Genomic DNA, 23315 nt, shown 5'->3' with positions numbered 1-23315 from the left:
TGCGCGATGCGTCCGCATTTTCTCTGCGCACAGGACAGGCTGATCTGTGATGCGCCACCTTACAGCCACATAGCGTAGTGCGTTGCGCATTCTGCGCAGCTCCTGGCAGTCAGTATGCCCGATGACAGGTTATTTTATGCAGTTTTTTTGCCGGATCAGTCTTTCTTTACGCGATTTTCCTTGGTTTCGATCTCTTTTAAGATATCTGCGATGAACGTATCCAGGCTTCTTGCACCTTCATCACCGGCTGCACGGCTTCTGACGGAAACGGTGTTTTCTTCCTCTTCCTTCTGACCAACAACCAGCATGTAAGGGATCTTGGCAGTCTGTGCCTCTCTGATTTTGTAGCCGATCTTTTCTGCTCTGGTATCCACTTCTGCGCGGATGCCTGCTTCTGTCAGCTTGTTCAGGACGCTCTGTGCATAATCCATGTATTTATCGGAAATCGGAAGCACCTTAACCTGTACCGGAGCCAGCCAGGTCGGGAATGCGCCTGCAAAATGCTCGATCAGGATACCGATAAAACGCTCGATAGAACCAAATACTACGCGGTGGATCATGATCGGGCGATGCTTCTCGCCGTCAGCTCCAACGTACTCCAGTTCAAAACGCTGAGGCAGCTGGAAGTCGAGCTGGATCGTACCGCACTGCCAGGTACGTCCGATACAGTCTACCAGATGGAAGTCGATCTTCGGTCCGTAGAACGCACCGTCGCCTTCGTTTACTACATAAGGAAGCTGCAGTTCGTCCAGAGCGCTGCGCAGCGCGTCTGTTGCCATCTCCCAGTCTTCGTCGCTGCCCATGGAATCCTCCGGACGGGTGGACAGCTCTACATGATACTGGAAGCCGAACAGGGAATAAACTTCGTTAATCAGTCCTGCAACGCCTTTGATTTCGTCCTTGATCTGCTCAGGTGTCATGAAGATATGGGCATCATCCTGTGTGAAGCAGCGCACACGCATCAGACCATGCAGCTGACCGGATTTTTCATGACGGTGTACCAGACCAAGCTCGCCCATACGCAGCGGCAGATCTCTGTAAGAACGGGGTTCAGATGCATATACCAAAACGCCGCCGGGGCAGTTCATCGGCTTGATCGCATAATCTTCGCCGTCGATTACAGTGGTGTACATGTTATTTTTATAATGATCCCAGTGACCTGAGGTCTCCCAGAGGCTTCTGTTTAAGATCACAGGAGTGGAGATTTCCACATAACCTGCTTTTCTGTGGATTTCACGCCAGTAGTCCAGCAGGGTGTTCTTTAATACCATACCCTTAGGCAGGAAGAACGAGAAACCAGGACCTGCTTCATGCATCATAAACAGTCCCAGCTCTTTGCCCAGCTTTCTGTGGTCGCGCTTTTTCGCCTCTTCCATCATGGTAATGTAAGCTTCCAGCTCGTCCTTCTTTGCAAAAGCGGTTGCATACAGTCTGGTCAGCATCTGGTTGTGTTCGTCGCCTCTCCAGTATGCACCTGCAAGGCTCATGATCTTGAATGCCTTGCCAACTTCTTTGGTGCTCATCAGGTGAGGACCTGCGCACAGGTCTACAAATTCGCCCTGCTGATAGAAGCTGATTTCTTCGCCCTCCGGCAGATCTTCAATCAGTTCTACTTTATAAGGCTCTTCTTTCTCCTTCATAAATTCGATTGCTTTCTCTCTGGGCAGAGTAAAGCGCTCGATCTTTAAATCCTCTTTGACAATCTTCTTCATCTCTGCTTCGATCTTTTCAAAATCGTCGCTGGTCAGGGGAGTTTCGAACTCCATATCGTAATAGAAGCCGTCTGCGATAGAGGGACCGATCGCCAGCTTTGTGTTGGGATACAGGCGCTTTACAGCCTGCGCCATTACATGGCTGGTGGTGTGGCGCAGTGCAGCCAGACCTTTTTCATCCTTTGCAGTCAGAATGTTGACTGCAGCGTCGTGATCGACAACGGTACGCAGGTCTACAACCTCTCCGTCTACTTCTCCGGCACATGCCGCTCTCGCAAGTCCTTCGCTCAAATCCTTCGCAATATCAATCACAGACATTGCCTGTGCGTACTCTTTTACAGAGCCGTCTTTTAATGTAACCTTCATGGTATCTCCTTCCGGCTTTCGCCTTTTTCTATCTTAAAAATTTTGAAAATAACCTGTTTATTCGATCTTCACATAGTTTTGTGAATCTCGTCCTCTCTATAGATAAAAAAGAATGTGCCAGGGCACATTCTCGCGCCGAGGCGCGGTTGCTTCGGCAACCATCTACCCTTGCGCCGAGTGCGCATCCTCGCGGAGCGTTTTTATCGTATAGAAACGAAGTTTCCTATACGATAAAAAAGTCCCATGCACACCTTACGATGTACATGGGACGCTTCAGCGCGGTTCCACCCATTTTGCAGATCTGCAACAGCAGTCTGCCGCTCTTTTGATGATAACGGAATCACCGTGTCCGATTAAGGACCGCTCCGAGATGGTTTTCATACGAGACCTCTGTCAAAACGCTTCCAGCACAGCTCTGCAATGCAGATACCGGCGTTTCTCTCTGATACAGATTCCGGGATTACTCTTCTCTTCCACGCGTTGTCTTTTTATCAAATGCTGCCCTTATCTTAATCGATCTGTTTCGATTTGTAAAGAGCCTTTGATCATTTATTTTTGCCGCAGCACTTTTTGTACTTCTTGCCGCTGCCGCAGGGACAGGGATCATTGGGATAAATCTTTGCTTCCTTTACGATGGTGGTAGAACTCTTCTGCTCTTTGTAGAGTTTCTTTCTGGTCTCTTCATCGAAGATGTCGTTCCACTCTTCCAGCTCGTACAGCCAGTCTGCGTCTGCAGCTACCATGTTCTTATAAAGCAGTGCTTTATCAAAGCCGAGGTTTACAACGGTATCCTCCTCCATCTCCTCGATCGGGTTGGGAGCCTTTAAGCTGTCGTTGATGCCGTCCAGGAAACCGGTCATGGTCATAATATCCACGCCGAATTTCTCAGCCAGCTCTTTAACCGTGCCTCTTACCAGCTCGTCCGGGTTCTTTAACAGTTCTGCGTAAATATCCTTTTCTTTTGTAAAATAAATTGCCCAGAACTGCTGCAGCTTAGCCTTGTCAGCCTGCTGGTCGTATGCCATATCTCTCCACTGCTGTAATAATGCCATATTTCTTCACCTCAATTAAATTTCTGACGGGATTGCTCCCTTTGCATTTCGCACGCCTATTTTTGCACGGGCATCCATACTTTGCATTATTATAGCCCAGACCCCCGATTTGTGCAAGCAAAAAATCTGTGAACACTTTGCCGCTTAACAGGTCTGCGTTTCTTTTTTTGCAGGCTGATGGTCGTATTCAAAACCGCAGTGGGATAAAAATGCTTTTGCGATTACAGTTGCGCCGATCAGGTTCGGATGCACTCTGTCCCATGCAATATAGGAAGAATGACGATACTCAAAATACCGGTTGAAAACCTCCTGCAGATCAACCAGACAGCAGCCGTGCTTTGCAGCCAGCTTTTTGCAGATCGCACCGTATTCGTCCATTCTCTTGCGCATCCAGTCCTGCGGATTAGGCTCCATATAATAAGGCGTCAAAATAAAGATGCCCTTTACTTTTCCTTTTACCGACAGAATCATTTTTTCCAGATTTGCTTCGTATTCTTCGGGCATCACCTGTCCGTCCGGAATCGCCGGGCTGTCAAACTGTCTCCATACGTCGTTGATGCCGATGCAGATCGAAACCCAATCCGGATTTAAAGCAACAACGTCCGAATCAAAACGCTGCAGCAGATCTCTGCTCGTGTTGCCGGAAACACCGGAATTGGTCACACGCAGATACACTTCCGGATACCAGGTGCTCAGCATGTTTTCGATGATACGCACATAGCTCTGACCTACATTATCAAACAGACCTTCCCCCACAGGCTGTGCACTTCCCATATCTGTTACCGAATCTCCTGCAAATACAATTCTGTCCATTGGTTCAAATATCATCTTTTGTTCCCTCCTGCGCTTGCAAAGCGCTCCTCTTTGATGTATGCTATCAAGCATATTGTAGCATTATCATCGGCAATGTAAAGTACTGAATCGAATTTGTTTCAGCCGTCCTGCGACGGCAGAATGGAGACTCTTATGAAGAAGAAAAAAACGGCAAAGCAAATCGCTGCCATTGTTTGTATCGTCCTTTTAGCAGCGCTCTATCTCATCACGCTCCTCAGCGCAATTTTTGCGTTTCCCGGTTGGCAGCGGCTCTTTTCCGGCTGTCTGATCTGCACGGTTGCAGTCCCGATCCTGCTCTGGATTTTCATCTGGCTTTACGGACAGTTTGAACAAAAGCACACGATCGCATCCTTCGATATCGGACAGACCGACGCAGACCGCACGCAGAACGAGGACGAGGCAAATGCTGCGCAGAACTAAAACGCAAAAAGTGCTGTTGCACCGGCAACTATTTCCCGGGCAGCAGCACTTTTTCAGCTTTCGTACACACTTTTTTACGTATCTACAGCATCTTTCTCTTTTTCAGCACTTTCATCGTAATCACGCATGCAACTAAAATCAGCACGCAGATAATCCCGAAACCGTAAGGCGTATGGGCCAGCGGCATCCATTTTTCGGAAACGTTCATTCCGTAAATGCCGGAAATGATCGTCGGGATCGCCATGACGATCGTGATCGACGCAAGGTATTTCATCGCACTGTTTAAGCGATTATCCATCAGGGAGGAAAGCAGCTCTCTCGTTCCCTGGATAATGTCCCGATAGATCCGCGTCATTTCGATCGCCTGCTGGTTTTCGACCACAACGTCGTCCAAAAGATCCTGATCCTCCGGGTATTTCTTGATGCGGCTATAGCGCATCAGACGATCCAGTACGACCTTGTTGGCACGCAGCGACGTATCAAAGTATACGAGGTTGGATTCCAGCTCATGTAAGTCGATCAGCTCCATTTCCTCCGTATCGTCCCCAATATGCGCCTCGATCTCCTTCCGCTTGCGGTCGATAATACGCAGATAGGACTGATACAGCATGCAGGAACGCAAAAAAATCTGGTAGATAAAGCGCATCTGTTTTTTAGTGCTGAACTCCTTGACCGTATTTTCCAGAAAATTTTTCAGAACCGGCGTTGCTTCCGCACATACAGTCAGCAGCACATCGTTCACCAAGATCAGACCGAGCGGTATGGTCGTATACGCTTCCCGCTGATGACGGTATTCCACAGACGGAACGTCGAATAAAATCAGGGAATATTCGTTGCTGACGTCCACACGGGAGCTTTCCTCATCATCCAGTGCGGCGCGGACATCCGCAAGGTCAATCTGAAATTCCTGTGCAATCTGCACACATTCTTCCAGGGTCGGCGCAACCAGATTCACCCAGCAGCCGCCATCCGCCCGATTGACCTCCATCAGCAGATTTCCCTGAGTTATATATCGTTTCACCATGTTACTCTACTCCAAACGTCCGAAGCATCTGCTTTGCCTGCTCCTGATTTTCAAATACAAAGGCATTGATCCCGGCTCTGCGGGCTGCTTCCACATTTTCCAAAATGTCGTCCATAAAGACGCATTCCTCCGGTTTTAAATGATACCGGCTTAAAATCAGCGAATAAATTTCCGGCATCGGCTTGATTAGCTTATCCTGACACGAAAGGATGCCGCCATCCACATACGGCAGAAAATCCAGCTCGCTCCAGCACTCACGCAGCACCTTTCTGGAAAAATTCGACAGCACCAGGAACTGATAGCCCTTCGCCTTTAACTCTTCAATCCACGGAATCGCATAATCATATCGCTTCATGATGCCGCGGACGTTTGCCAGCGTTTTGTAGAGGTCTTCTTCCAGCTCCGGATCGTTTGCAATAAACCGGTTCAAAATTTCCTCTTCGGAAAGGACGCCGCGGTCATATTCTTTCCAGATGTCACTTTTGACCGTCGCCTTTGCCAGACGCTCCACCATTTCTTCCGAATATCCCTTGCTTTTATAAAAATCGTACCAGGTAAAACCGGATAATACGTTTCCGATATCGCTGATAATTGTTCTGATCATATCCGATCGCCTCCCGCATTTTCTTCTGCTGTTTCTGACAGCATCCGCAAAAGCTCCTGCGCCGCCAGACTGCTGCTGCCCTTTTCCTCCGTCACGACGAAAAACTCCCGCTGCGGCAGCTGCTCTTCCAATTTTAACTCTATCAGCTCTCTGCTGTCCAGCTCCTTTTTGGCAAAATCGCGCACAACGCTTCCGACACCGAGGTTTCTCAAGGCAAACTGCACGATGATATCACTCGTTGCAAGCTCGAACTCCGGGTGGACGAACACCTTTCTCTGCTCCAAAAAACGCTGGACATAACGTCTTGTGCTTGTATCCTGATCCAGCATGATAAGCGGTACTTTTTCCAGGACGGAAAGCGGTTGTTTCTGACGGGTATATTCCAGAAAGTTTCGTCCTGCCACAAAAATATCTTCAATTTTACGCACAGGCATCAAGTGGACGCCCTCCCGCTTTTCCAGAGGACCGGATACGACTCCAAAATCGATCTTTTTCTCTTTTAAAAGTCCCATCGTCGCAGGCGTCGGACCATTCGTAATCTGAAACCGCACCCCCGGATATTTTTCATGGAACCGTTCCAGATACGGTAACAGAAAAAAACGCAGCGTCATATCGGACGCCCCGATCGTAATTTCACCGCATTCCAGGTTCTGCATCTGCAACAGCCGCTTTTCCCCGGCAAGAAATGCGCTATACCCTTTTTCCACATATTCGTACAGGATTTTTCCTTCCGCCGTCAGGCTGATTCCACGCGCACTGCGCACAAACAGGCTGCTGCCGAGCGCCTTTTCCAGCTGCCGGATGCTCTGGCTGACCGCCGGCTGAGACAAGGAAAGCGCTGCCGCCGCCTTTGTCACTGAGCTGCAGCGTGCCACATAATAAAAAACACGATAATATTCCAGATTTGCTGTCATCAAAAAAATCCCCTATCACAGAGTCGATGGCTGCCGCCCGAAAATGAGACAATGAGCCATGACTCTATTATAAGGGATTTTAGAATTTCTGTCACCCGGGAAGTTCACTTGTCGCTTTCGCGCTTGCAGGCAAACCTGCCTGTGGAAAATTATCCAGGGTTCTTGCGAACTGTCTTATGCCAGCGGGCTGTTTCTGTAGATGATGTCATCTCTGCCAGGGCCGTTGGATACCATTGTAATCGGATAGCCGATCTGGTTTTCGATGAACTCAATGTACTTGCGGCAGTTTTCCGGCAGCTCTTCATAGGTCCGGATGCCACGGATATCGCATTTCCAGCCGGGCAGAACCTCGTATACAGGCTTCGCTTTTTCCAGCTTACAGGTAACCGGGAACTCCTTTGTCACCTGACCGTCGATTTCATAGCCGACGCAAACCGGGATTTCATCCAGATAACCCAGAACGTCCAGAACGGTCAGCGCAACGTCGGTCGCGCCCTGCAGTCTACATCCGTAGTGGGAAGCAACGCAGTCGTACCAGCCCATTCTTCTCGGACGACCGGTTGTCGCGCCGAATTCGCCGCCGTCGCCGCCTCTTCTTCTCAGCTCATCCGCTTCGTCACCGAAGATTTCAGAAATAAATGCGCCTGCACCGACTGCGGAGGAATATGCCTTGGTAACAGCGATAATCTTTTTGATTTCATAAGGCGGAATGCCTGCGCCGATTGCGCCGTATGCTGCCAGTGTGGAAGAAGACGTTACCATCGGGTAAATGCCGTGGTCAGGGTCTTTCATCGTACCCAGCTGACCTTCCAGCAGGATGTTTTTGCCTTCTTTGACCGCCTGATATAAGAACTCGGACACGTTGCCCACATAAGGAGCTACCATGTCGCGGTATTCATGCAGGGTATTTAACAGCTCTTTGGGATCGAGCGGTTCCTGATGATACAAATTCACGAACAGGACATTTTTGAGTGCGCATACCTTCTGCACCTTTTCTTCCAGCACCTCGTCGTCAAACAGCTCGCTGACCTGGAAACCGATCTTTGCAAACTTGTCGGAATAAAACGGCGCAATGCCGGACTTGGTGGAGCCATAGGATTTGCCTGCCAGACGTGCTTCTTCATAGGTATCCTGTAAAATATGATAGGGCATTACCACCTGTGCTCTGTCGGAAATCATCAGATGCGGTGCCGGTACGCCCCGCTCTACCAGCTGGTTGACCTCGTTAATTACTTTTGGAATATCCAGTGCAACACCGTTGCCGATAATGTTGGTAATATGGCTGTAGAACACGCCAGACGGCAGTGTATGAAGCGCAAATTTGCCGTAATCGTTGACAATCGTATGTCCGGCATTTGCACCGCCCTGAAAACGGATGACAATATCCGCTTCCTTCGCAAGCATATCTGTAATCTTGCCTTTTCCTTCATCGCCCCAGTTTGCACCTACTACTGCTTTAACCATTTTTCCTCTCATTCTGCCGCCAAAAGCGGCATCCCTTTATGTGCGCTGTTCCATCAGCGCATATGTCATCTTACTGATTTAGTATAGCAGATTTTTTATATAAGTAAAATCAATAAATTTTATATTTCTCATAAGTATAACTTATACGTTAATTTCCGCCTTCATACCAAGGTCCGCTTCATTTTCTTTTAACACCGGACGGATCACGTCGTTCAAGAAGCGCTCTACCTGATGTGCGCTGCAGCCGACATATTTGGAGGGCTCAAGGGATGCTTCCAGGGCAGCCTCGTCGAGATGGAACATTTCGTCCTGTGCGATCAGCGCCATCAGCTGGTTGTCTGCACCCTCTTCCTTTACTCTGCGTCCTGCTTCCATGGAGAGCTCGCGGATTCTCTCATGCAGCTCCTGTCTGTCACCGCCTGCCTTTACTGCGTCCATCATGATATTTTCGGTCGCCATAAACGGCAGCTCGCTGCGCAGGCGCTTCTCAATTACTTTCGGATATACAACCAGACCGTCTACGACGTTCATGCAAAGATCCAGAATGCCGTCAATCGCAAGGAAGCCTTCCGCAATGGAAATTCTCTTGTTCGCGGAATCGTCCAGCGTGCGCTCAAACCACTGGGAAGCAGATGTGATCGCAGGATTTAATGCGTCCACCATCACATATCTGGACAGAGATGCAATTCTTTCGCTGCGCATCGGGTTTCTCTTATATGCCATCGCGGAAGAGCCGATCTGATTTTTCTCGAAGGGTTCTTCCACTTCTTTCAGATGCTGTAACAGACGGATATCGTTGGACATCTTGTGTGCACTGGCTGCAATGCCGGCCAACACATTCATCACTCTGGTATCAACTTTACGGGAATAGGTCTGTCCGGATACCGGATAGCAACCGGGGAAGCCTAATTTTTCAGCGATCATGGGATCGAGGCGGTCCACCTTTTCCTGATCTCCCGCAAACAATTCCAGGAAAGATGCCTGTGTACCGGTCGTACCCTTGGAACCAAGCAGACGCAGGGAATCCTTTACATAGTCCAGATCGCACAGATCCATGTAAAACTCCTGCAGCCACAGAGAGGCGCGTTTACCGACTGTCGTAGGCTGCGCGGGCTGGAAATGGGTAAATGCCAGTGTCGGCAGGTCCTTCTGCTTGTCTGCAAAATCTGCCAGCTCGCGGATGACATTTAACAGCTTTTTGCGAACCAGCTCGAGGGCCTTTGCCATAATAATAATATCGGTATTATCCCCTACATAGCAAGAGGTTGCTCCCAGATGGATAATGCCCTTCGCCTTCGGGCACTGTACACCGTAGGCATACACATGACTCATAACGTCATGGCGCACTTCCTTCTCGCGCGCTTTTGCCACGTCGTAGTTGATATCAGTCGCATGGCTTTTCAGCTCATCGATCTGCTCCTGTGTGATCGGAAGTCCGAGTTCCTTTTCTGTCTCTGCCAGCGCAATCCAGAGTCTTCTCCAGGTCTGGAACTTCATATCCTGAGAAAAAATGAACTGCATTTCGCGGCTTGCATACCGTTCCGATAACGGGCTTGTATATCTGTCTGTGCTCATCAAAAACAACCATCCTCTCCTGTGTATTGGGTTATTGAAAACAATTTCGACACCGAAAGTATACCGTAAAACAACAGGCGGTGCAACTGTTTTATGCATACTGCAGCTTTTCGCACCGACACGCGTGGTGACGCTTTTTTGATCCACACATATGCGGCACTGCAGGGGGCAGTTCTGTCACCTTGTTCCTGCGCGTATACTTTCAGTAAGGATTCCCGGGACGTTTTTTGCCATGTATAAAAATCATCTGTTGAAGGGCGCTCTTTTGCTGACTGCCGCCGGAGTTTTCAGCCGCATCATCGGCTTTTTTTACCGGATTTTCCTCTCCCGCACCTTCGGTGCGGAGCAAATGGGCATCTATGAACTGATCAGTCCGGTGCTCGCTCTTTCCTTCGCACTGTGTACCTCTGCCATCCAGAGTTCGATCTCCAAATTTACCGCCGCAGAACCGGAAGCAGCAATCTACGCCAAACGCAGGATATTGCTTACCGGTCTGTCCGTCTCGTTCGTCCTTTCGTGCCTCTGCACGCTCTTTGTCTGGCGGGAGGCTGATTTTATTTCCGACTTTTTATTAAAAGAAACGCGCTGCGCGCCGCTTTTAAAAATCGCCGCGCTCTCCTTTCCCGCCGCCTGTATCCATTCGTGTATCAACGGCTATTATTATGGCATCCGAAAATCCTTCCTTCCTGCGTTCTGTCAGGTTTTTGAGCAGTGCTTCCGCGTCGGCAGTGTCCTGCTTTTTGGGCAGTATGCGGCGGCCCGCGGACTCTCCTGCACGATTCAGCTCGCTGCAGTCGGACTTGTCATCGGGGAATGCGCTTCCATGGCGGTTTCCGTTTTTGCCGCAAGAATCCATTTTTCCAAAAAACTCCCCGAAAGCCTTCCGCTAAAGCTTTCTCGGCCGGAGCTATTTTCCAGACTGTTTTCCTTTGCTGCACCCCTGTGCGCCACGCGGGTCTGCCTGCATCTGCTCGGAACAATCGAATCCTCCCGCATCCCGGTCAGCCTGCAGCTGTTTGGCTATTCCTCCCATCAGGCGCTTTCTGCTTATGGCGTATACACCGGCATGGCGATGACCTGCATCCTGTTTCCCGGCGCGCTGACCAATTCGATTGCTGTCCTGCTCATGCCGACCATCTCCTGCGCGGACGCTTCGAATAACCAAAGCGCCATCTACAGTGCCATTTTCCAGTGCACCTGCTTCTGTCTTTTCATCGGCGTCGGCTGTACTGCTGTCTTTTCTCTGTGCGGAAACTTCATCGGCTCTGCGCTGTTTGGAAACGTACTTGCCGGGCAGTTGATTCGGATGTTTTGTTTTCTCTGCCCGTTTCTGTACCTGAATACGACGCTGCTTTCGATTTTAAACGGGCTTGGAAAAACAGGCTGTACTTTTCTGTTCCAGATCCTATCCCTCGCCGTGCGTCTGTTCTTCGTTTTTTTCATCCTGCCGCTCTCCGGCATTCCCGGACTGTTCCAGGGCATGCTCTTGGGGCAGATACTCCTGACGATACTCTGCGCAGCAGCGCTGTTTTTTGTTTTGTCGCGGCGGCATGCGTGAATTGACTGTTTTTGCGCGTCAGTAACCAGTTTCCCTCGCCATTTACAATACAATAGAATGCACACTCCCTCTGTAGCTTTCTGTGGGCAGATTTTCATGCAAGCATGAAATCTGCCCATAAAAAGCTACATGGAAACTGGTACGAAATCATAAAATTGGCTTGCGCCTGCGTTTTTCCTATACTATAATGAAAAACGCTTCCGTTCTGCATAAATATGCAGCCGGAAAGAGAATGGTGCTTCATCAGCACCGTCTGCGAAGGAGAAAAGTCATGAGTTTCGATTATATCAGAAAACTTCCTACTCCCGATGAAATCCGGGAGCAGTATCCGGTTCCGGATTCTCTGGTTCCGATCAAGCAGAAACGCGATGCCGAGATCCGCGATGTCCTCACCGGCAAAAGCGACAAGCTGCTGGTTATCATCGGTCCCTGCTCTGCAGATAACGAAGATGCGGTCTGCGATTATATCAACCGTCTTGCAAAGGTCAACGACAAGGTATCCGACCGCCTGATCCTGATTCCGAGAATCTACACCAATAAGCCCCGCACCACCGGCGACGGCTACAAGGGTATTGTCCATCAGCCCGATCCCGAAAAAAAAGAGGATTTCCTGCACGGTCTGATCGCAATGCGCCATATGCACATCCGCGCGCTGTCCGAAACCGGCCTCAGCGCTGCCGATGAAATGCTCTATCCCGAAAACTGGGGCTATGTATCCGATATCCTGTCCTATGTGGCAATCGGTGCCCGCAGCGTAGAGGATCAGCAGCACCGTCTGACGGTTAGCGGCTTTGATCTTCCGTCTGGCATGAAGAACCCCACCAGCGGTGACTTCTCCGTTATGCTGAACTCCGTTTATGCCGCACAGCATCCGCACAGATTCATCTACCGCGGCTATGAAGTGCAGACAAACGGCAACGACCTCGCCCACACCGTCCTGCGCGGCGCGACGAGCAAGCACGGACGCAACATTCCCAACTATCATTACGAGGATCTGCAGATCCTGCTCGGTCTTTACAACGAGCGTGATTTAAAAAACCCCGCCTGCATTATCGATTCCAACCACTCCAACTCCAACAAGCAGTTTGACCAGCAGGTTCGAATCGTCAAAGAGGTGATGCACAGCCGTCATTTAAGCCCCGACATCCACAACTTCGTCAAGGGCGTTATGATCGAGAGCTATATTGAAGAAGGCAACCAGAAGGTTGGCGGCGGCGTTTATGGAAAGTCCATCACGGATGCCTGCCTCGGCTGGGAAGCTTCCGAGCGCCTCATCTACGATCTGGCGGAGCTGAATTACTAAATATCACCTGTCTTCAAAACGGCAGCTTGCAGGCTCAACAGGTATTCTGTCCGCAGAAATAAAATTACGTATTCATCTAAAAAGGCTCACCCTAACGGATGAGCCTTTTTTCTTCCCGGATTTGTTCCTGATTCACATTGATATAAATCTGCGTTGTGGAGATGTCGGCATGTCCGAGCATTTCCTGCACGCTCTGCAGGTCTGTGCCGTTTGCAACCAGATGTGCCGCAAAGCAGTGGCGCAGAGTATGCGGCGTGATCTCTTCTGTGATTCCCGCGCGCTGCACATAGCCTTTTAGCAGCTTCCAGAAGCCCTGACGGCTCATCGGCTTTCCTGCGCAGTTGACAAACAGCGCCTGCTGCGTTTCCTCTGCTACCAGAGCCTGTCTGCCATGCTGCAGATACGCTTCCAGCGCTGCTTTTGCTTTATTTCCAAACGAAACCGTACGCTGACGGTTTTGTTCCGTACAGAACAAAAAGGACAGTTTTAAATTTACATCCGAAAGCTTCAGACCGATCAGCTCCGATACCCGGATACCGGTTGCATACAAAAGCTCCAGCATCGCTTTGTCCCGAAGCTCCTTCGGACTCGTTCCCTGCACCGCATCCATCAGTCGTTCCACCTCTACCGGACTCAGCACGCCTGGCAGCTTCTTTTCCACCCGAGGGGCTTTGAGCGTCTCCGACACATCCATCATCAGCACGCCCTCCCGCACCAGATAATGGCAAAATGCCCGAATCGATGCGATATTACGGGAAATCGTCGCAGCTTTTCTCTGCTTTTTTTCCAGAAAACGGATATAACCATACAATGCCGTCGCAGTCAGATCCTCTACCCTGGTCATCTGATATTGGGCACGCAGAAAATCTGCCAGCTGATACAGATCTCGCCGATAGGAAAGCTCCGTATTCCGGGAGGTTCCTTTTACATTATGGCAATATTCAATAAATGACTCAATCTGTGCTTCCATCCCTCTGCGTTCCCTTCTTTTGACCGTATCGGTCGTGTGGAATCATTATATACAATGAAATTCAGAAAAGCAATGTTGAAACTTCCGCATTTTCAGGCGATTTTTCGGCATGTTTTCAGGTAATACCAGATAGTGGTACGGGAAATACCAGTTCCACCATATCTTGATTTGGCATTCCGCATCTTCCTATCCCCAAAACAGACGCATCACGGCTTTTAAAATAAATGGATTGACATACCCTTCTACCGCACAGCCGATTCCAATCACCGCCAGGGAAATCCACACGCCCGACGCAGCTTTTTTGTGCAGGCACCATTCCAGCAGCATACAGTAGCCCGGAACCAGCACCGCCTGTTGTGGAACCAGCGCCGCCAGGAAAAAGAAGCTCCCCCGGATTCCATAGCGCAGCGACAGCGCCGTCAGGATCATCCCTGCCGCCAGTCCGCTCCCCGCTGCAAACACAATCAGACAGATCATCCCTGCCCCTGAAAGTGCAAGCAGCACGAGCAGCAGCGCCGTTCCAAGCCTTTTTTGCAGGCAGTATAAAAACAATCCCGTCCGGTTCATGTTCCATTCTGAAATTCCCGACAGCGTATCCGTATCCAGAAAGCCCGGATTTTGCACAAACAGCCCCGGAAAAAAGCACACGCAGGCGATTCCCGCCAGAAATCCCGCCAGAAGAAGCACCGCCCCCAATCTCTTTTCCTGCTGCCCGAACCGTTTCCAAAAAGACATCGCATTCCCCGTTTTTATATTTTTAACAGCGCCGGCATAAGCCGACAGATAACAACAGCGTCACGGCATGAACTGCTGCACCTACCGTGACGCTGTCTGCGCATCCGCTCGTTGTAATCTATGCGGCTGCTGGGGGAATTTTGCATTTTTTTCAATTGGTACTGTGAAAGGTATCACGCACCCCTTGGCGCTTCTATGCAGTACCGTGCTGCGCTATTTTTCGTATTTCGCCTTATAGCTCATGATCGCCGCGATTGTCTTGCCGTCCTCGATTTTTCCGGAATAGATCATTTCACACAGCTCATCGACCGAATACGCATAGACATCGATAAATTCATCCTCGTCCAAATGCTGATGGGTCGGCTTTAAATCCTGCGCAACATAGATTTCGATCTTTTCATTGCAGAACGCAACGGTCGTCCGCAGACTTAAAAGATGCGTCAGATTTTCAGAATGATATCCCGTCTCCTCTTCCAGCTCACGCGCGGCAGCCAGCATCGGCGGCTCGTCTGCGCCGTTTAATCCGCCCGCCGGGATTTCCAGCGTATAACGGTCGAGAGCATTGCGCCACTGACGCACCATCAGAAGCTTTCCATCCTCCCGCACCGGAACGACCGCAGCCGCACCCTTATGCCCGATAAAATCCCATTCTGCGATGTTCCCGTTCGGAACCTGAATGGTGTCCCTGTAATAATCGATGATCGTTCCGTGATAGACCAGCTTTCGATCCAGCCGTTTAAATTCCTCTGCCATGTTGACTTCTCCTCTGCATAGAAATAAGCATCCCACCCGTCCAAGGTACAAGATGCTCATTTCTTAAAATACTTTCTACCGGGGCAAATCAGCCTTTACATCTGATTTCCTGATGCTTTGATTATACGCCGTGATATTTTAGAAATCAACCTTCATAGCTTCCCGATCGTATTGTCCCAGATCGCGTCGAATACCTTATCATAGGTGGTATTTCCAACACCGCCCTTGGGTGCCAGCTTACGCTTTTCTGTGCTCTCCCCGTAACAGATAAAGTTTTCCAACAGACGTTTTCCCAGCATCGCCGTGACATCCCCATTCTTTGGAGCAAATGCGTAATAATAGTTGGATTTCTTTTTTCGTCCCCACAGGATTTTTCCTTCGTGCTGCCCGTTTTTCAACAGCTCCTCCACCCTGTCATACTGACCAGCCGACGTCTCGCAGTCCCTGTCGCACGGGGCAAGCTCCGGGGTAGAAAACTGTACATAGTACGAATACTCGCTCTTACCTTCGTCATCGTCGGAACGGTCAAATTCTTCCTCATATACCGCGTCAAAATGAATATCTGCGATAAAAAGATCCCCGTTTATGATCATTTCCTTTACGGTGTACAAAGGATTCCCGAACAGCTGTTTTTTCTGCTCCCCGAGGGCGTCTGCCACTTCCATCGGCACCTTCTGCCAGTTCAGAGAAGAAAGTGAAACCACCTCTTTTGCTTCCCGCCCACAGGCTGTGCATTTTCCATCCGACAGCTCCTTTCCACAAAACACGCAATACCCTTTTTTGTTGTCCATGTTTGAAAAAATTCCCATGATAGCTCCTCCTTTTTATTTTTTACTGTTTATTCTTTTAGCATGCAATCTGCTTTCTCATGCAATCTGACCTGCCGTTTCCAAACTCTGCCCAGGACTGATCGCTTCCCCATTCGTCCCAGCTGTCATCCTCCCAATAGTCGTCATCCTCAAAGAACAGCCAGTCGATCCAATCCCAGTCGTCTTCATAGTCGTCCCAGCCTTCCCAGTCGTCCTCATACCAGGATTCATAATCATAGTAATCGTTATAGCCCTCGGCATAAACGAATTTTTCCAGCCAACCGACATAGTCGGCGTCCATCCCCACGCCGGTAAAAACCGGATAGAGATATCCATAAAACTCAGAATCCCCATAAGGCAGCGTGACGGACAGTCCTGTCATTCCAACCTCGTCGTCCGTACAATTAAAATAGCGGATGGAAAGGTTTACCGCAGCCGCCAATGCCTCTGTCTCTTTGGATTCGATATTCTGCGCCACTGCCATGATATCCGTTATATAATAGTCTGACATGGAATAATCTCCATCCTCGTCAAACAGAAAATCAAACAGCCCTTTTTCCCGCAAAATAGGATGAGTGCGCCTGCCGCCCCGGACGTGCATACTGTAATTTTCCCCCAGCAGCGCAGGCTCGTTTGCATAGGCAAAATCAGCCCACGCGGTATAGAGCACCTTCATGTAGGATTCGTCGATCAGCGCCAGCGTGGAAGCCCCCTCGCCGTTTTCTTCATTATCTGCGATCATGTCATCCACGATGATTTTCCCAAGCTCCTCAGAGGAAATGCTGGTGTTGTCCGACAGGGCGTTCAGCCATCCCGTGTACGACCAGCCGTAGCCGGATTCAAAATCCTCCGACAGAATCATGTAATCGCAATAATTGTACATGGCACAGCAAAGCTCTAACGAAGACATAATGCAGCTGTCCATGCCGATGATATCAAAGTAAATCCCGCTCTGGCGGATTGCCGTCTGGATCTCATCGATCGTAAGCACCGAATCCTCCGACTGGTGTTCGTCATATCCAAAGCCGTATACCGGTCCTGCACCGTGATCCCAGAAAATCAGGATATAACGGTTTGCCGGATAATTTTCTGCGCCCCAGGAAATAAAATCAGCAAGCGTATCCGGCGATGTACAATCCAGCTGTCCGAGGCTGTCATCCACAAGCACCAGGTTCCCGGCTTCCGCCTTATAACGCTGCGTGTGATCGGAGGCAATTCCAAGCCTTTTTGACCAGCTTTTTGTGCCGATCGTCTCCACGAGGACATTGACCTGGCTGCTGATGTTCGCCGCAAGCATCTCACAAAGATCCTCCGTTGCCTCTCCGTCCTCCGATTCCAGATCCGAACCATTCATATAGACAAATACGGTCGCTTGGTCCTTTCCATCGCCTTTTATCTCTGTCTGTTTCTCCTTTACCATATCTTCCGGAAAGGAATTTTCCGCTGCACCCGCCGCATGCTCTGCACCTGCCGCCGTCTCTACGCTCGTCTGTTCCTGATCTGCAGGCATTTCTTCTTCATCCGGCAAAAACAGAGCAATGATAAACAGCACGCCGCAGATAATCAATAGATTACGGAGAAGCTTTCCCAGTTTTTTCATAATACATCACCCTTTTTTATCCTATGAGGTCGGGGCTTTTGCCCCTGGCATCCTCCTATATCAATATAATAAAAAAAACGCGAAGCCTTGTAAATAATATATTTACATAGGTTTCGCGCCTTTTAGCGTTACTTATTTTGCGTAGTCCGTTACGCGGCTCTCTCTGATCACATTGACCTTGATCTGTCCCGGATATTCCAGCTCTGCTTCGATCTGCTTGGAAATATCCCGTGCCAGGAGTACCATATCCGCATCGGAAATCTGCTCAGGAACTACCATAACCCGAACCTCTCTGCCCGCCTGAATGGCAAAGGATTTATCTACACCTTTGAAATTGTTGGAAATGTCTTCTAATTGTTTCAGTCTGCTGGTATAGGTTTCCAGCGTCTCTCTTCTTGCACCCGGACGAGCTGCAGAAATTGTATCAGCAGCCTGTACGATACAGGCAATCAGAGAGGTCGGCTCTACATCGCCGTGGTGGGATTCCACCGCATTGATGACTGTCGCGGACTCTTTGTATTTCCGACAGAGCTCAGCGCCCAGCTGAATATGAGAGCCTTCCATTTCGTGATCCACTGCCTTACCGATATCATGCAGCAGACCTGCACGTTTTGCAAGACGGACATCCAGTCCCAGTTCTGCAGCAAGCAGACCGGACAGATGTGCTACCTCGATCGAATGCTTCAATGCGTTCTGACCGTAGCTCGTCCTGAATTTCATCTTACCTAACAGTCTGACAAGTTCCGGATGAATACCGTGTACGCCGACTTCCAGTACAGCGGCTTCGCCCTCTTCTTTAATCATTGTCTCTACTTCACGCTGTGCCTTTTCTACCATCTCTTCAATTCTGGCAGGATGGATCCGTCCATCTACAATCAGCTTCTCCAGTGCAATCCGCGCAACCTCTCTGCGGATCGGATCGAAGCCGGAAAGCACAACTGCTTCCGGTGTGTCGTCGATAATCAGATCAACGCCGGTCAGGGTTTCAAGGGTACGGATATTACGTCCTTCCCGTCCGATGATACGCCCCTTCATTTCATCGCTTGGAAGCTGTACGACAGAAATCGTCGCTTCGGATACATGATCTGCAGCACATTTCTGAATCGCATTGACCACATATTCTTTCGCTTTCTTGTCAGCTTCCTCTTTGGCCCGATGTTCCATTTCCTTGATCATCTTGGCCGATTCATGCTTCACATCATCTTCAACAATTTTCAGCAAATATTCCTTTGCCTGGTCGGAGGTCAAACCAGAGATTCTTTCCAGTTCCTGGACACGCTGCTCGTTCAATCGGGAAATCTCTTCCTTCTGCTTCCGCATCTCCTCTTCCCGCTTCGCCAGATAAGCTTCTTTCTTCTCGATCGCATCGGTCTTCTTGTCGATGTTCTCTTCCTTCTGCTGCACGCGGCGTTCGTACCGGGTAACCTCGGCTCTGCGTTCCTTGATCTCGCGATCCAGTTCGTTCTTGGTACGAATGGATTCCTCCTTCACCTCCAGCAGTCCTTCCCGTTTCTTCGCTTCTGCAGTCTTTAACGCTTCATCAATGATTTCTCTGGCTTTGTCATCCGCATTGCCGATCTTCTGCTCAATTCCCTTTTTACATTGCGCAGAGGCGATCAGTGCGGTAACCGGAACAGCAATCAGCAGGGTAACAATTGCTGTTATAACGATTGGCACCATCATTCCAGGAGCACCTCCTTATTTAATTTTCATTGTGCAATATCAGTTATAGAATGTTCATTCCCATTCTTATAAACAATTTTACAACATCTCAATTTTATACAATTCCACTACAGATGTCAAGTAATTCCGTGCCATTCTGCACAAATCGGTGCCCCGGTAGTTACAGTTCATCCGCCAGCTCCATGGCTTTTCTGACGGTTTCCGCACTGATGCCCTTGCGATACAGAAAAGCCGCCGCCTTTCGTTTCTCTGCAAAGTCTGCCTGCGCAGGATCGTAACGCTTTTTGGCAAGCCACATCCGCGCGAGCGCAAGTTCGTCCGGTCCATCCCCCTTTTCTGCCGCTTCTGCAAATGCTGCTTCTATTTCATCCCTCGAAACGCCTCTTGCGATCAAATCCTGTTCCAGCACGCGTCTGCTCTTTTTCCCCGCCTGATTAACGATGTAATCCTTTGCAAACTGCAGATCATCCACATAATGATAGGATTTTACATAAGCGATCGCGCTGTCGATGCTTTCCTGCGGATAACCGCCCTCTTTTAATTTGCTGCGCAGTTTGCTCTCCGTATACGCTCTGCTCTGCAAAAGATTCATACAGCGCAGCGTCGCCCGTTTGGGCAGCACCTCCTGCATAATCTCCCGATAGGATTCTTCTGAAAGCTCTTCCTGTTCCCGCACCCCGTATAAACGAAGTTCGCCTTTGTATAATACAAAGGCGAAACTGTCCTCTAAATATATTTTGCAGCGGGACCGGGACAATTCTTCTATCCGGGTCACTGTCATGTACGTCTTACTCCTTTTCTGTCAGGCTCTGTTCTTTTGCGTCTGCACCAGACTTCTCTACTTTGCCTGTCGCAGCTTTCTCAGACTTTGCTGCTGCGTCTGCAGGTGTTTTTCTCTTCAGGCCGTAATGCTCGCGTACCTTCTCCTCGATCTCCTCGCAGATGTCCGGATGGTCCTTTAAGTAGCTTTTGGCATTCTCACGTCCCTGACCGATCTTATTGCCCTCGTAAGCATACCATGCGCCGCTCTTGTTCACGACGTTGATGTTCGCTGCCAGATCCAGGATATCCCCGACAACGGAAATACCTTCTCCGAACATGATATCGAATTCCGCTTCCTTGAACGGAGGCGCAATCTTGTTTTTAACGACTTTGACACGGGTACGGTTGCCGACCACTTCACCGCCCTGCTTTAAGGATTCGATTCTGCGCACATCCATACGGATCGAAGCGTAGAATTTCAACGCACGTCCGCCAGTCGTTGTCTCAGGGTTACCGAACATAACGCCGACCTTCTCACGCAGCTGGTTGATAAATACCACGGTACAGTTGGATTTGCTGATGACACCGGTCAGCTTTCTCAGTGCCTGGGACATCAAGCGCGCCTGCAAGCCTACATGGCTGTCGCCCATGTCGCCCTCGATCTCCGCCTTAGGTACCAGAGCCGCAACAGAGTCCACAACAACGATATCGATCGCGCCGGAGCGAACCATCGTCTCCGCGATTTCCAGTGCCTGTTCACCATTGTCCGGCTGGGAAATATAAAGGTTATCGATATCTACACCGATATTCTTCGCATAAACAGGGTCGAGCGCATGCTCTGCGTCGATAAATCCGGCGATTCCGCCGTTTTTCTGTACTTCTGCGATCATATGCAGGGTAACTGTCGTCTTACCACTGGATTCCGGTCCGTAGATCTCGATAACACGTCCCTTAGGGATTCCGCCCAGTCCCAGTGCAATATCCAGGCTCAGGGAACCGGTCGGGATCGTCTCCACATTCATCTGAGAGGCAGGGTCACCGAGCTTCATCACTGCTCCCTTGCCATATTCTTTTTCAAGCTTTGCAATCGCTGCGTCGAGCGCTTTTAATTTTTCTTCTCTTTCCATGCTGTCTCCTTCTACACAAGAACGGATGTTCTGGTATTATCATAAAACATTTGTTCGATTTTGTCAATAACAGAAGTTACGGTTCATGCGCGGCATGCATTTCCCCAGAAATTCTTCGTATGAATAGCAGTCTGTTTTTTCAGCATATCATAAAAACACCGGTCTGAACAGCCTTTCCCCGGTATCTTTTGCGGTACAGTTCAGGATTGCCTCCCCTGTCTGAAAATAGTATAATAAAATTATCAAACAGACAAGGAGGGTACTGTATGGATCGTTTGAAAGGAAAAGTAGCTGTCATCACCGGCGGAAATTCCGGTGTCGGGGAAGCGACCGCCAAATTGTTTGCAAAAGAGGGGGCTGTTGTTGTCATCACCGCCCGCAGGGAGGCCGCCCTGACGAAGGTTGCCGAGGAAATTAAAGCCGCCGGCGGCGAAGCTTTTGCTGTTTCCACCGATATTTCCAAACCGGAGGATCCCGAACGGCTCATGGAGCTGGTCCTGAAAAAATACGGTAAAATTGATATTCTCATCAACAATGCCGGAATTCTGGAAACCGGCTTAAAACCAATCGACCGCTTTTTGGATGAAGATCTCGACCGCATTGTTGAGACAAACCAGAAAGGAACCATGCGCTGTATGCGTGCTGCTGCCAGACGAATGCAGTCGGGCGCTTCGATCGTCAACGTCGCTTCCGTAGCAGGCGTAAAAGGCTGCGGTGGGGCCGCTTATGTCGCTTCCAAGGCTGCCGTGATCGGTGTGACCAAGCACACTGCGCTCCGTTTCCAGCAGACCGGCATCCGCTGCAATGCGATCTGCCCCGGGAATATCATCACACCGATGACGACCGGAACTGATCCTGCCGTGCTCGACCCGGATATGATCGGCGCAATGGCTGCTCACAGCAATTTAAAGACACCGTCCTGCACCGCAGAGGATGTTGCCAACGTGATCCTTTTCTTCGCAAGTGACGAATCCCGCGCCATCACGGGACAGGTGATCGTGACCGATTTCGGCGCAATGCTATAAATCTTCAACGCAGGGGATCGCCCACGCTCCATAACGGAATCGGCGCTCCCCTGCTGTTTTACATTTTTTTCAGATATTCCTCGTAGTCCTTTATCGTCGCCGTCATCCATCCAAACTGATTGTTCACGCCATTATAGTTAAACCCGATTTCCAGGCCGACCGGCGTATAGAAGAAAATACCTCCATCCGAGGAAAGAAGCTTCCGGAGCATCTCCGTCGGCCACTCGTTTTCTGACAGTTCCAGACCGTTCTGTTTTTGGCACTGTTTGCGGAATCGTTCTGCCAGTCGCGTCGAATAGTTAAACTGTTGTTCTTTTTTCAGGATTGTCCCTGTCTCCACATCGATATTGATCGCAGACAGTCCCGGCATGCTCTGGTTATTCAGATAAAACTTCTGATCGAACACAACACTCAGATGCTCGCTGTCCATGTTCGTGACATAGCCAAAGCACTGGATGTGACAGGAATCAAAGCCCGCCTGTTCGACGTACATCTGACAGTAATTTTTATAAAGAAGCGCCTGCTTTTCGATGATTTCATTCAAATAATCCCGATTCCTGATCTCACCGGTCAGCTTCGGATACAACGCATAAAACGACGCATCCTCCTGCTTGCGGCTCAAATCACACTCCTGCCACTCCACGCCGTAAGGGAGGTCATCGCGAATCGCATCCGTGATTTTTTCATAATACTCATCGTCCGCAGACGGAACATAGGTTTCATCCGTGGATTTGCCGGAGGCAGAGTCCGCCGGACCAGGCTGTATGCCTGACGAAGCATCTGGCATCCCCGGCATCGAATTTTCAAAATTGTCCTGTGCATCTGCAAGAGCGCTCTGCCTTGCAGAGTCCGCCGCCTGCTCCATCTGTTCCAGAAAGACTGCCGCCTGTGCCTCCACACGTTCAAGCTCCGAGCGGTCACCCGTTACAATCAGGAACAGGGCGAGGCATAGCAGAACTGCAAAGATTGCCGAGGCGATGCAGACAGCCGTAAAATAACGGTGATTCTGGTGCTTCTTCATCCTC

General features: G+C 49.8%; 21 protein-coding genes. 4 read left to right on the top strand and 17 right to left on the bottom strand.

Annotated elements, in window-relative coordinates; genetic code table 11:
• Positions 1–155: 155 nt before the first annotated feature.
• The 3 genes from thrS to ACLTOQ_RS09200 form a co-directional block, all read right to left on the bottom strand.
• The gene (gene thrS, locus ACLTOQ_RS09210) at positions 156–2078 is read right to left on the bottom strand and encodes a threonine--tRNA ligase (RefSeq protein WP_412319305.1); all 1923 of its coding nucleotides are present in this window, start codon (positions 2076–2078) and stop codon (positions 156–158) included.
• Between the two features lie 545 nt (positions 2079–2623).
• Positions 2624–3130, bottom strand: coding sequence for an SEC-C metal-binding domain-containing protein (locus ACLTOQ_RS09205; RefSeq protein ID WP_117959500.1), 507 nt, complete (start codon positions 3128–3130; stop codon positions 2624–2626).
• A gap of 144 nt (positions 3131–3274) precedes the next feature.
• Positions 3275–3958 carry an SGNH/GDSL hydrolase family protein gene (locus ACLTOQ_RS09200; RefSeq protein WP_118762493.1) on the bottom strand — a complete coding sequence of 228 codons (684 nt, stop codon included), beginning with the start codon at positions 3956–3958 and terminating at the stop codon, positions 3275–3277.
• 138 nt (positions 3959–4096) lie between these two features.
• Between ACLTOQ_RS09200 and ACLTOQ_RS09195 the strand changes: the two genes are divergently transcribed.
• Complete coding sequence (locus ACLTOQ_RS09195; protein ID WP_337425723.1) at positions 4097–4384, top strand: hypothetical protein; 288 nt, start codon at positions 4097–4099, stop codon at positions 4382–4384.
• Between the two features lie 82 nt (positions 4385–4466).
• Here ACLTOQ_RS09195 and ACLTOQ_RS09190 read toward each other — a convergent pair whose 3' ends face one another.
• The 5 genes from ACLTOQ_RS09190 to purB all read right to left on the bottom strand — a co-directional run bounded on the left by ACLTOQ_RS09190 (position 4467) and on the right by purB (position 9965).
• Positions 4467–5408, bottom strand: a complete 942-nt coding sequence (locus ACLTOQ_RS09190; RefSeq protein ID WP_021914729.1) for a magnesium transporter CorA family protein — start codon at positions 5406–5408, stop codon at positions 4467–4469.
• A 1-nt stretch (position 5409) separates the two neighbouring features.
• Positions 5410–6012, bottom strand: coding sequence for an HAD family hydrolase (locus tag ACLTOQ_RS09185; protein WP_337425724.1), 603 nt, complete (start codon positions 6010–6012; stop codon positions 5410–5412).
• A complete protein-coding gene (locus ACLTOQ_RS09180; RefSeq protein WP_337425725.1) occupies positions 6009–6926 on the bottom strand; it encodes a LysR family transcriptional regulator in 918 nt (305 codons plus the stop codon). Before ACLTOQ_RS09180 ends, ACLTOQ_RS09185 begins: the two co-directional genes overlap by 4 nt.
• Before the next feature lie 174 nt (positions 6927–7100).
• Positions 7101–8390, bottom strand: coding sequence for an adenylosuccinate synthase (locus tag ACLTOQ_RS09175; protein ID WP_412319304.1), 1290 nt, complete (start codon positions 8388–8390; stop codon positions 7101–7103).
• A 141-nt stretch (positions 8391–8531) separates the two neighbouring features.
• Positions 8532–9965 (bottom strand): adenylosuccinate lyase, encoded by a 1434-nt coding sequence (purB, locus tag ACLTOQ_RS09170; protein ID WP_117959495.1) that lies wholly within the window; start codon positions 9963–9965, stop codon positions 8532–8534.
• Between the two features lie 232 nt (positions 9966–10197).
• Here purB and ACLTOQ_RS09165 point away from each other — a divergent pair, with 232 nt between their 5' ends.
• Together ACLTOQ_RS09165 and ACLTOQ_RS09160 are read left to right on the top strand one after the other, a co-directional pair.
• Positions 10198–11523 (top strand): oligosaccharide flippase family protein, encoded by a 1326-nt coding sequence (locus tag ACLTOQ_RS09165; RefSeq protein WP_412319303.1) that lies wholly within the window; start codon positions 10198–10200, stop codon positions 11521–11523.
• A 271-nt stretch (positions 11524–11794) separates the two neighbouring features.
• Positions 11795–12826 carry a 3-deoxy-7-phosphoheptulonate synthase gene (locus ACLTOQ_RS09160; protein ID WP_021914735.1) on the top strand — a complete coding sequence of 344 codons (1032 nt, stop codon included), beginning with the start codon at positions 11795–11797 and terminating at the stop codon, positions 12824–12826.
• A 91-nt stretch (positions 12827–12917) separates the two neighbouring features.
• On the opposite strand, the gene ACLTOQ_RS09155 is transcribed toward ACLTOQ_RS09160, so the two are convergent.
• The 8 genes from ACLTOQ_RS09155 to recA all read right to left on the bottom strand — a co-directional run bounded on the left by ACLTOQ_RS09155 (position 12918) and on the right by recA (position 21265).
• The gene (locus ACLTOQ_RS09155; RefSeq protein ID WP_412319302.1) at positions 12918–13796 is read right to left on the bottom strand and encodes a tyrosine recombinase; all 879 of its coding nucleotides are present in this window, start codon (positions 13794–13796) and stop codon (positions 12918–12920) included.
• A gap of 186 nt (positions 13797–13982) precedes the next feature.
• Positions 13983–14531, bottom strand: coding sequence for a hypothetical protein (locus ACLTOQ_RS09150; RefSeq protein WP_308728384.1), 549 nt, complete (start codon positions 14529–14531; stop codon positions 13983–13985).
• Positions 14532–14744: 213 nt separating this feature from the next.
• Positions 14745–15284 carry an NUDIX hydrolase gene (locus tag ACLTOQ_RS09145; protein WP_021914738.1) on the bottom strand — a complete coding sequence of 180 codons (540 nt, stop codon included), beginning with the start codon at positions 15282–15284 and terminating at the stop codon, positions 14745–14747.
• Positions 15285–15436: 152 nt separating this feature from the next.
• Positions 15437–16093, bottom strand: a complete 657-nt coding sequence (locus ACLTOQ_RS09140) for a hypothetical protein (protein ID WP_412319301.1) — start codon at positions 16091–16093, stop codon at positions 15437–15439.
• 37 nt (positions 16094–16130) lie between these two features.
• Positions 16131–17693, bottom strand: a complete 1563-nt coding sequence (locus ACLTOQ_RS09135; protein WP_412319300.1) for a clostripain-related cysteine peptidase — start codon at positions 17691–17693, stop codon at positions 16131–16133.
• 132 nt (positions 17694–17825) lie between these two features.
• Positions 17826–19373, bottom strand: a complete 1548-nt coding sequence (rny, locus tag ACLTOQ_RS09130; RefSeq protein ID WP_117959660.1) for a ribonuclease Y — start codon at positions 19371–19373, stop codon at positions 17826–17828.
• A gap of 163 nt (positions 19374–19536) precedes the next feature.
• On the bottom strand, positions 19537–20157 hold the full coding sequence (locus ACLTOQ_RS09125; protein ID WP_412319299.1) for a regulatory protein RecX: 621 nt from the start codon (positions 20155–20157) through the stop codon (positions 19537–19539).
• 7 nt (positions 20158–20164) lie between these two features.
• The gene (recA, locus tag ACLTOQ_RS09120) at positions 20165–21265 is read right to left on the bottom strand and encodes a recombinase RecA (RefSeq protein WP_021914743.1); all 1101 of its coding nucleotides are present in this window, start codon (positions 21263–21265) and stop codon (positions 20165–20167) included.
• A gap of 266 nt (positions 21266–21531) precedes the next feature.
• On the opposite strand from recA, the gene ACLTOQ_RS09115 reads away from it, so the two are divergent.
• The gene (locus ACLTOQ_RS09115) at positions 21532–22290 is read left to right on the top strand and encodes an SDR family oxidoreductase (protein WP_349173652.1); all 759 of its coding nucleotides are present in this window, start codon (positions 21532–21534) and stop codon (positions 22288–22290) included.
• 58 nt (positions 22291–22348) lie between these two features.
• Here ACLTOQ_RS09115 and ACLTOQ_RS09110 read toward each other — a convergent pair whose 3' ends face one another.
• A complete protein-coding gene (locus ACLTOQ_RS09110) occupies positions 22349–23311 on the bottom strand; it encodes a hypothetical protein (RefSeq protein WP_412319298.1) in 963 nt (320 codons plus the stop codon).
• Positions 23312–23315 lie beyond the last annotated feature (4 nt).

The sequence above is a fragment of the Gallintestinimicrobium sp. genome, assembly GCF_046968865.1.
Lineage (GTDB): Bacteria > Bacillota > Clostridia > Lachnospirales > Lachnospiraceae > Gallintestinimicrobium > Gallintestinimicrobium propionicum.
Note: the sequence above shows the minus strand (reverse complement) of the source record. Positions and strands in the feature narration are given on the sequence as shown.

What these genes read in the sequence shown, in the direction of transcription:
- thrS (WP_412319305.1), bottom strand. Translation starts at nt 2,078, where the DNA reads ATGAAGGTTACATTAAAAGACGGCTCTGTAAAAGAGTACGCACAGGCA.
- ACLTOQ_RS09205 (WP_117959500.1), bottom strand. Translation starts at nt 3,130, where the DNA reads ATGGCATTATTACAGCAGTGGAGAGATATGGCATACGACCAGCAGGCT.
- ACLTOQ_RS09200 (WP_118762493.1), bottom strand. Translation starts at nt 3,958, where the DNA reads ATGATATTTGAACCAATGGACAGAATTGTATTTGCAGGAGATTCGGTA.
- ACLTOQ_RS09195 (WP_337425723.1), top strand. Translation starts at nt 4,097, where the DNA reads ATGAAGAAGAAAAAAACGGCAAAGCAAATCGCTGCCATTGTTTGTATC.
- ACLTOQ_RS09190 (WP_021914729.1), bottom strand. Translation starts at nt 5,408, where the DNA reads ATGGTGAAACGATATATAACTCAGGGAAATCTGCTGATGGAGGTCAAT.
- ACLTOQ_RS09185 (WP_337425724.1), bottom strand. Translation starts at nt 6,012, where the DNA reads ATGATCAGAACAATTATCAGCGATATCGGAAACGTATTATCCGGTTTT.
- ACLTOQ_RS09180 (WP_337425725.1), bottom strand. Translation starts at nt 6,926, where the DNA reads ATGACAGCAAATCTGGAATATTATCGTGTTTTTTATTATGTGGCACGC.
- ACLTOQ_RS09175 (WP_412319304.1), bottom strand. Translation starts at nt 8,390, where the DNA reads ATGGTTAAAGCAGTAGTAGGTGCAAACTGGGGCGATGAAGGAAAAGGC.
- purB (WP_117959495.1), bottom strand. Translation starts at nt 9,965, where the DNA reads ATGAGCACAGACAGATATACAAGCCCGTTATCGGAACGGTATGCAAGC.
- ACLTOQ_RS09165 (WP_412319303.1), top strand. Translation starts at nt 10,198, where the DNA reads ATGTATAAAAATCATCTGTTGAAGGGCGCTCTTTTGCTGACTGCCGCC.
- ACLTOQ_RS09160 (WP_021914735.1), top strand. Translation starts at nt 11,795, where the DNA reads ATGAGTTTCGATTATATCAGAAAACTTCCTACTCCCGATGAAATCCGG.
- ACLTOQ_RS09155 (WP_412319302.1), bottom strand. Translation starts at nt 13,796, where the DNA reads ATGGAAGCACAGATTGAGTCATTTATTGAATATTGCCATAATGTAAAA.
- ACLTOQ_RS09150 (WP_308728384.1), bottom strand. Translation starts at nt 14,531, where the DNA reads ATGTCTTTTTGGAAACGGTTCGGGCAGCAGGAAAAGAGATTGGGGGCG.
- ACLTOQ_RS09145 (WP_021914738.1), bottom strand. Translation starts at nt 15,284, where the DNA reads ATGGCAGAGGAATTTAAACGGCTGGATCGAAAGCTGGTCTATCACGGA.
- ACLTOQ_RS09140 (WP_412319301.1), bottom strand. Translation starts at nt 16,093, where the DNA reads ATGGGAATTTTTTCAAACATGGACAACAAAAAAGGGTATTGCGTGTTT.
- ACLTOQ_RS09135 (WP_412319300.1), bottom strand. Translation starts at nt 17,693, where the DNA reads ATGAAAAAACTGGGAAAGCTTCTCCGTAATCTATTGATTATCTGCGGC.
- rny (WP_117959660.1), bottom strand. Translation starts at nt 19,373, where the DNA reads ATGGTGCCAATCGTTATAACAGCAATTGTTACCCTGCTGATTGCTGTT.
- ACLTOQ_RS09125 (WP_412319299.1), bottom strand. Translation starts at nt 20,157, where the DNA reads ATGACAGTGACCCGGATAGAAGAATTGTCCCGGTCCCGCTGCAAAATA.
- recA (WP_021914743.1), bottom strand. Translation starts at nt 21,265, where the DNA reads ATGGAAAGAGAAGAAAAATTAAAAGCGCTCGACGCAGCGATTGCAAAG.
- ACLTOQ_RS09115 (WP_349173652.1), top strand. Translation starts at nt 21,532, where the DNA reads ATGGATCGTTTGAAAGGAAAAGTAGCTGTCATCACCGGCGGAAATTCC.
- ACLTOQ_RS09110 (WP_412319298.1), bottom strand. Translation starts at nt 23,311, where the DNA reads ATGAAGAAGCACCAGAATCACCGTTATTTTACGGCTGTCTGCATCGCC.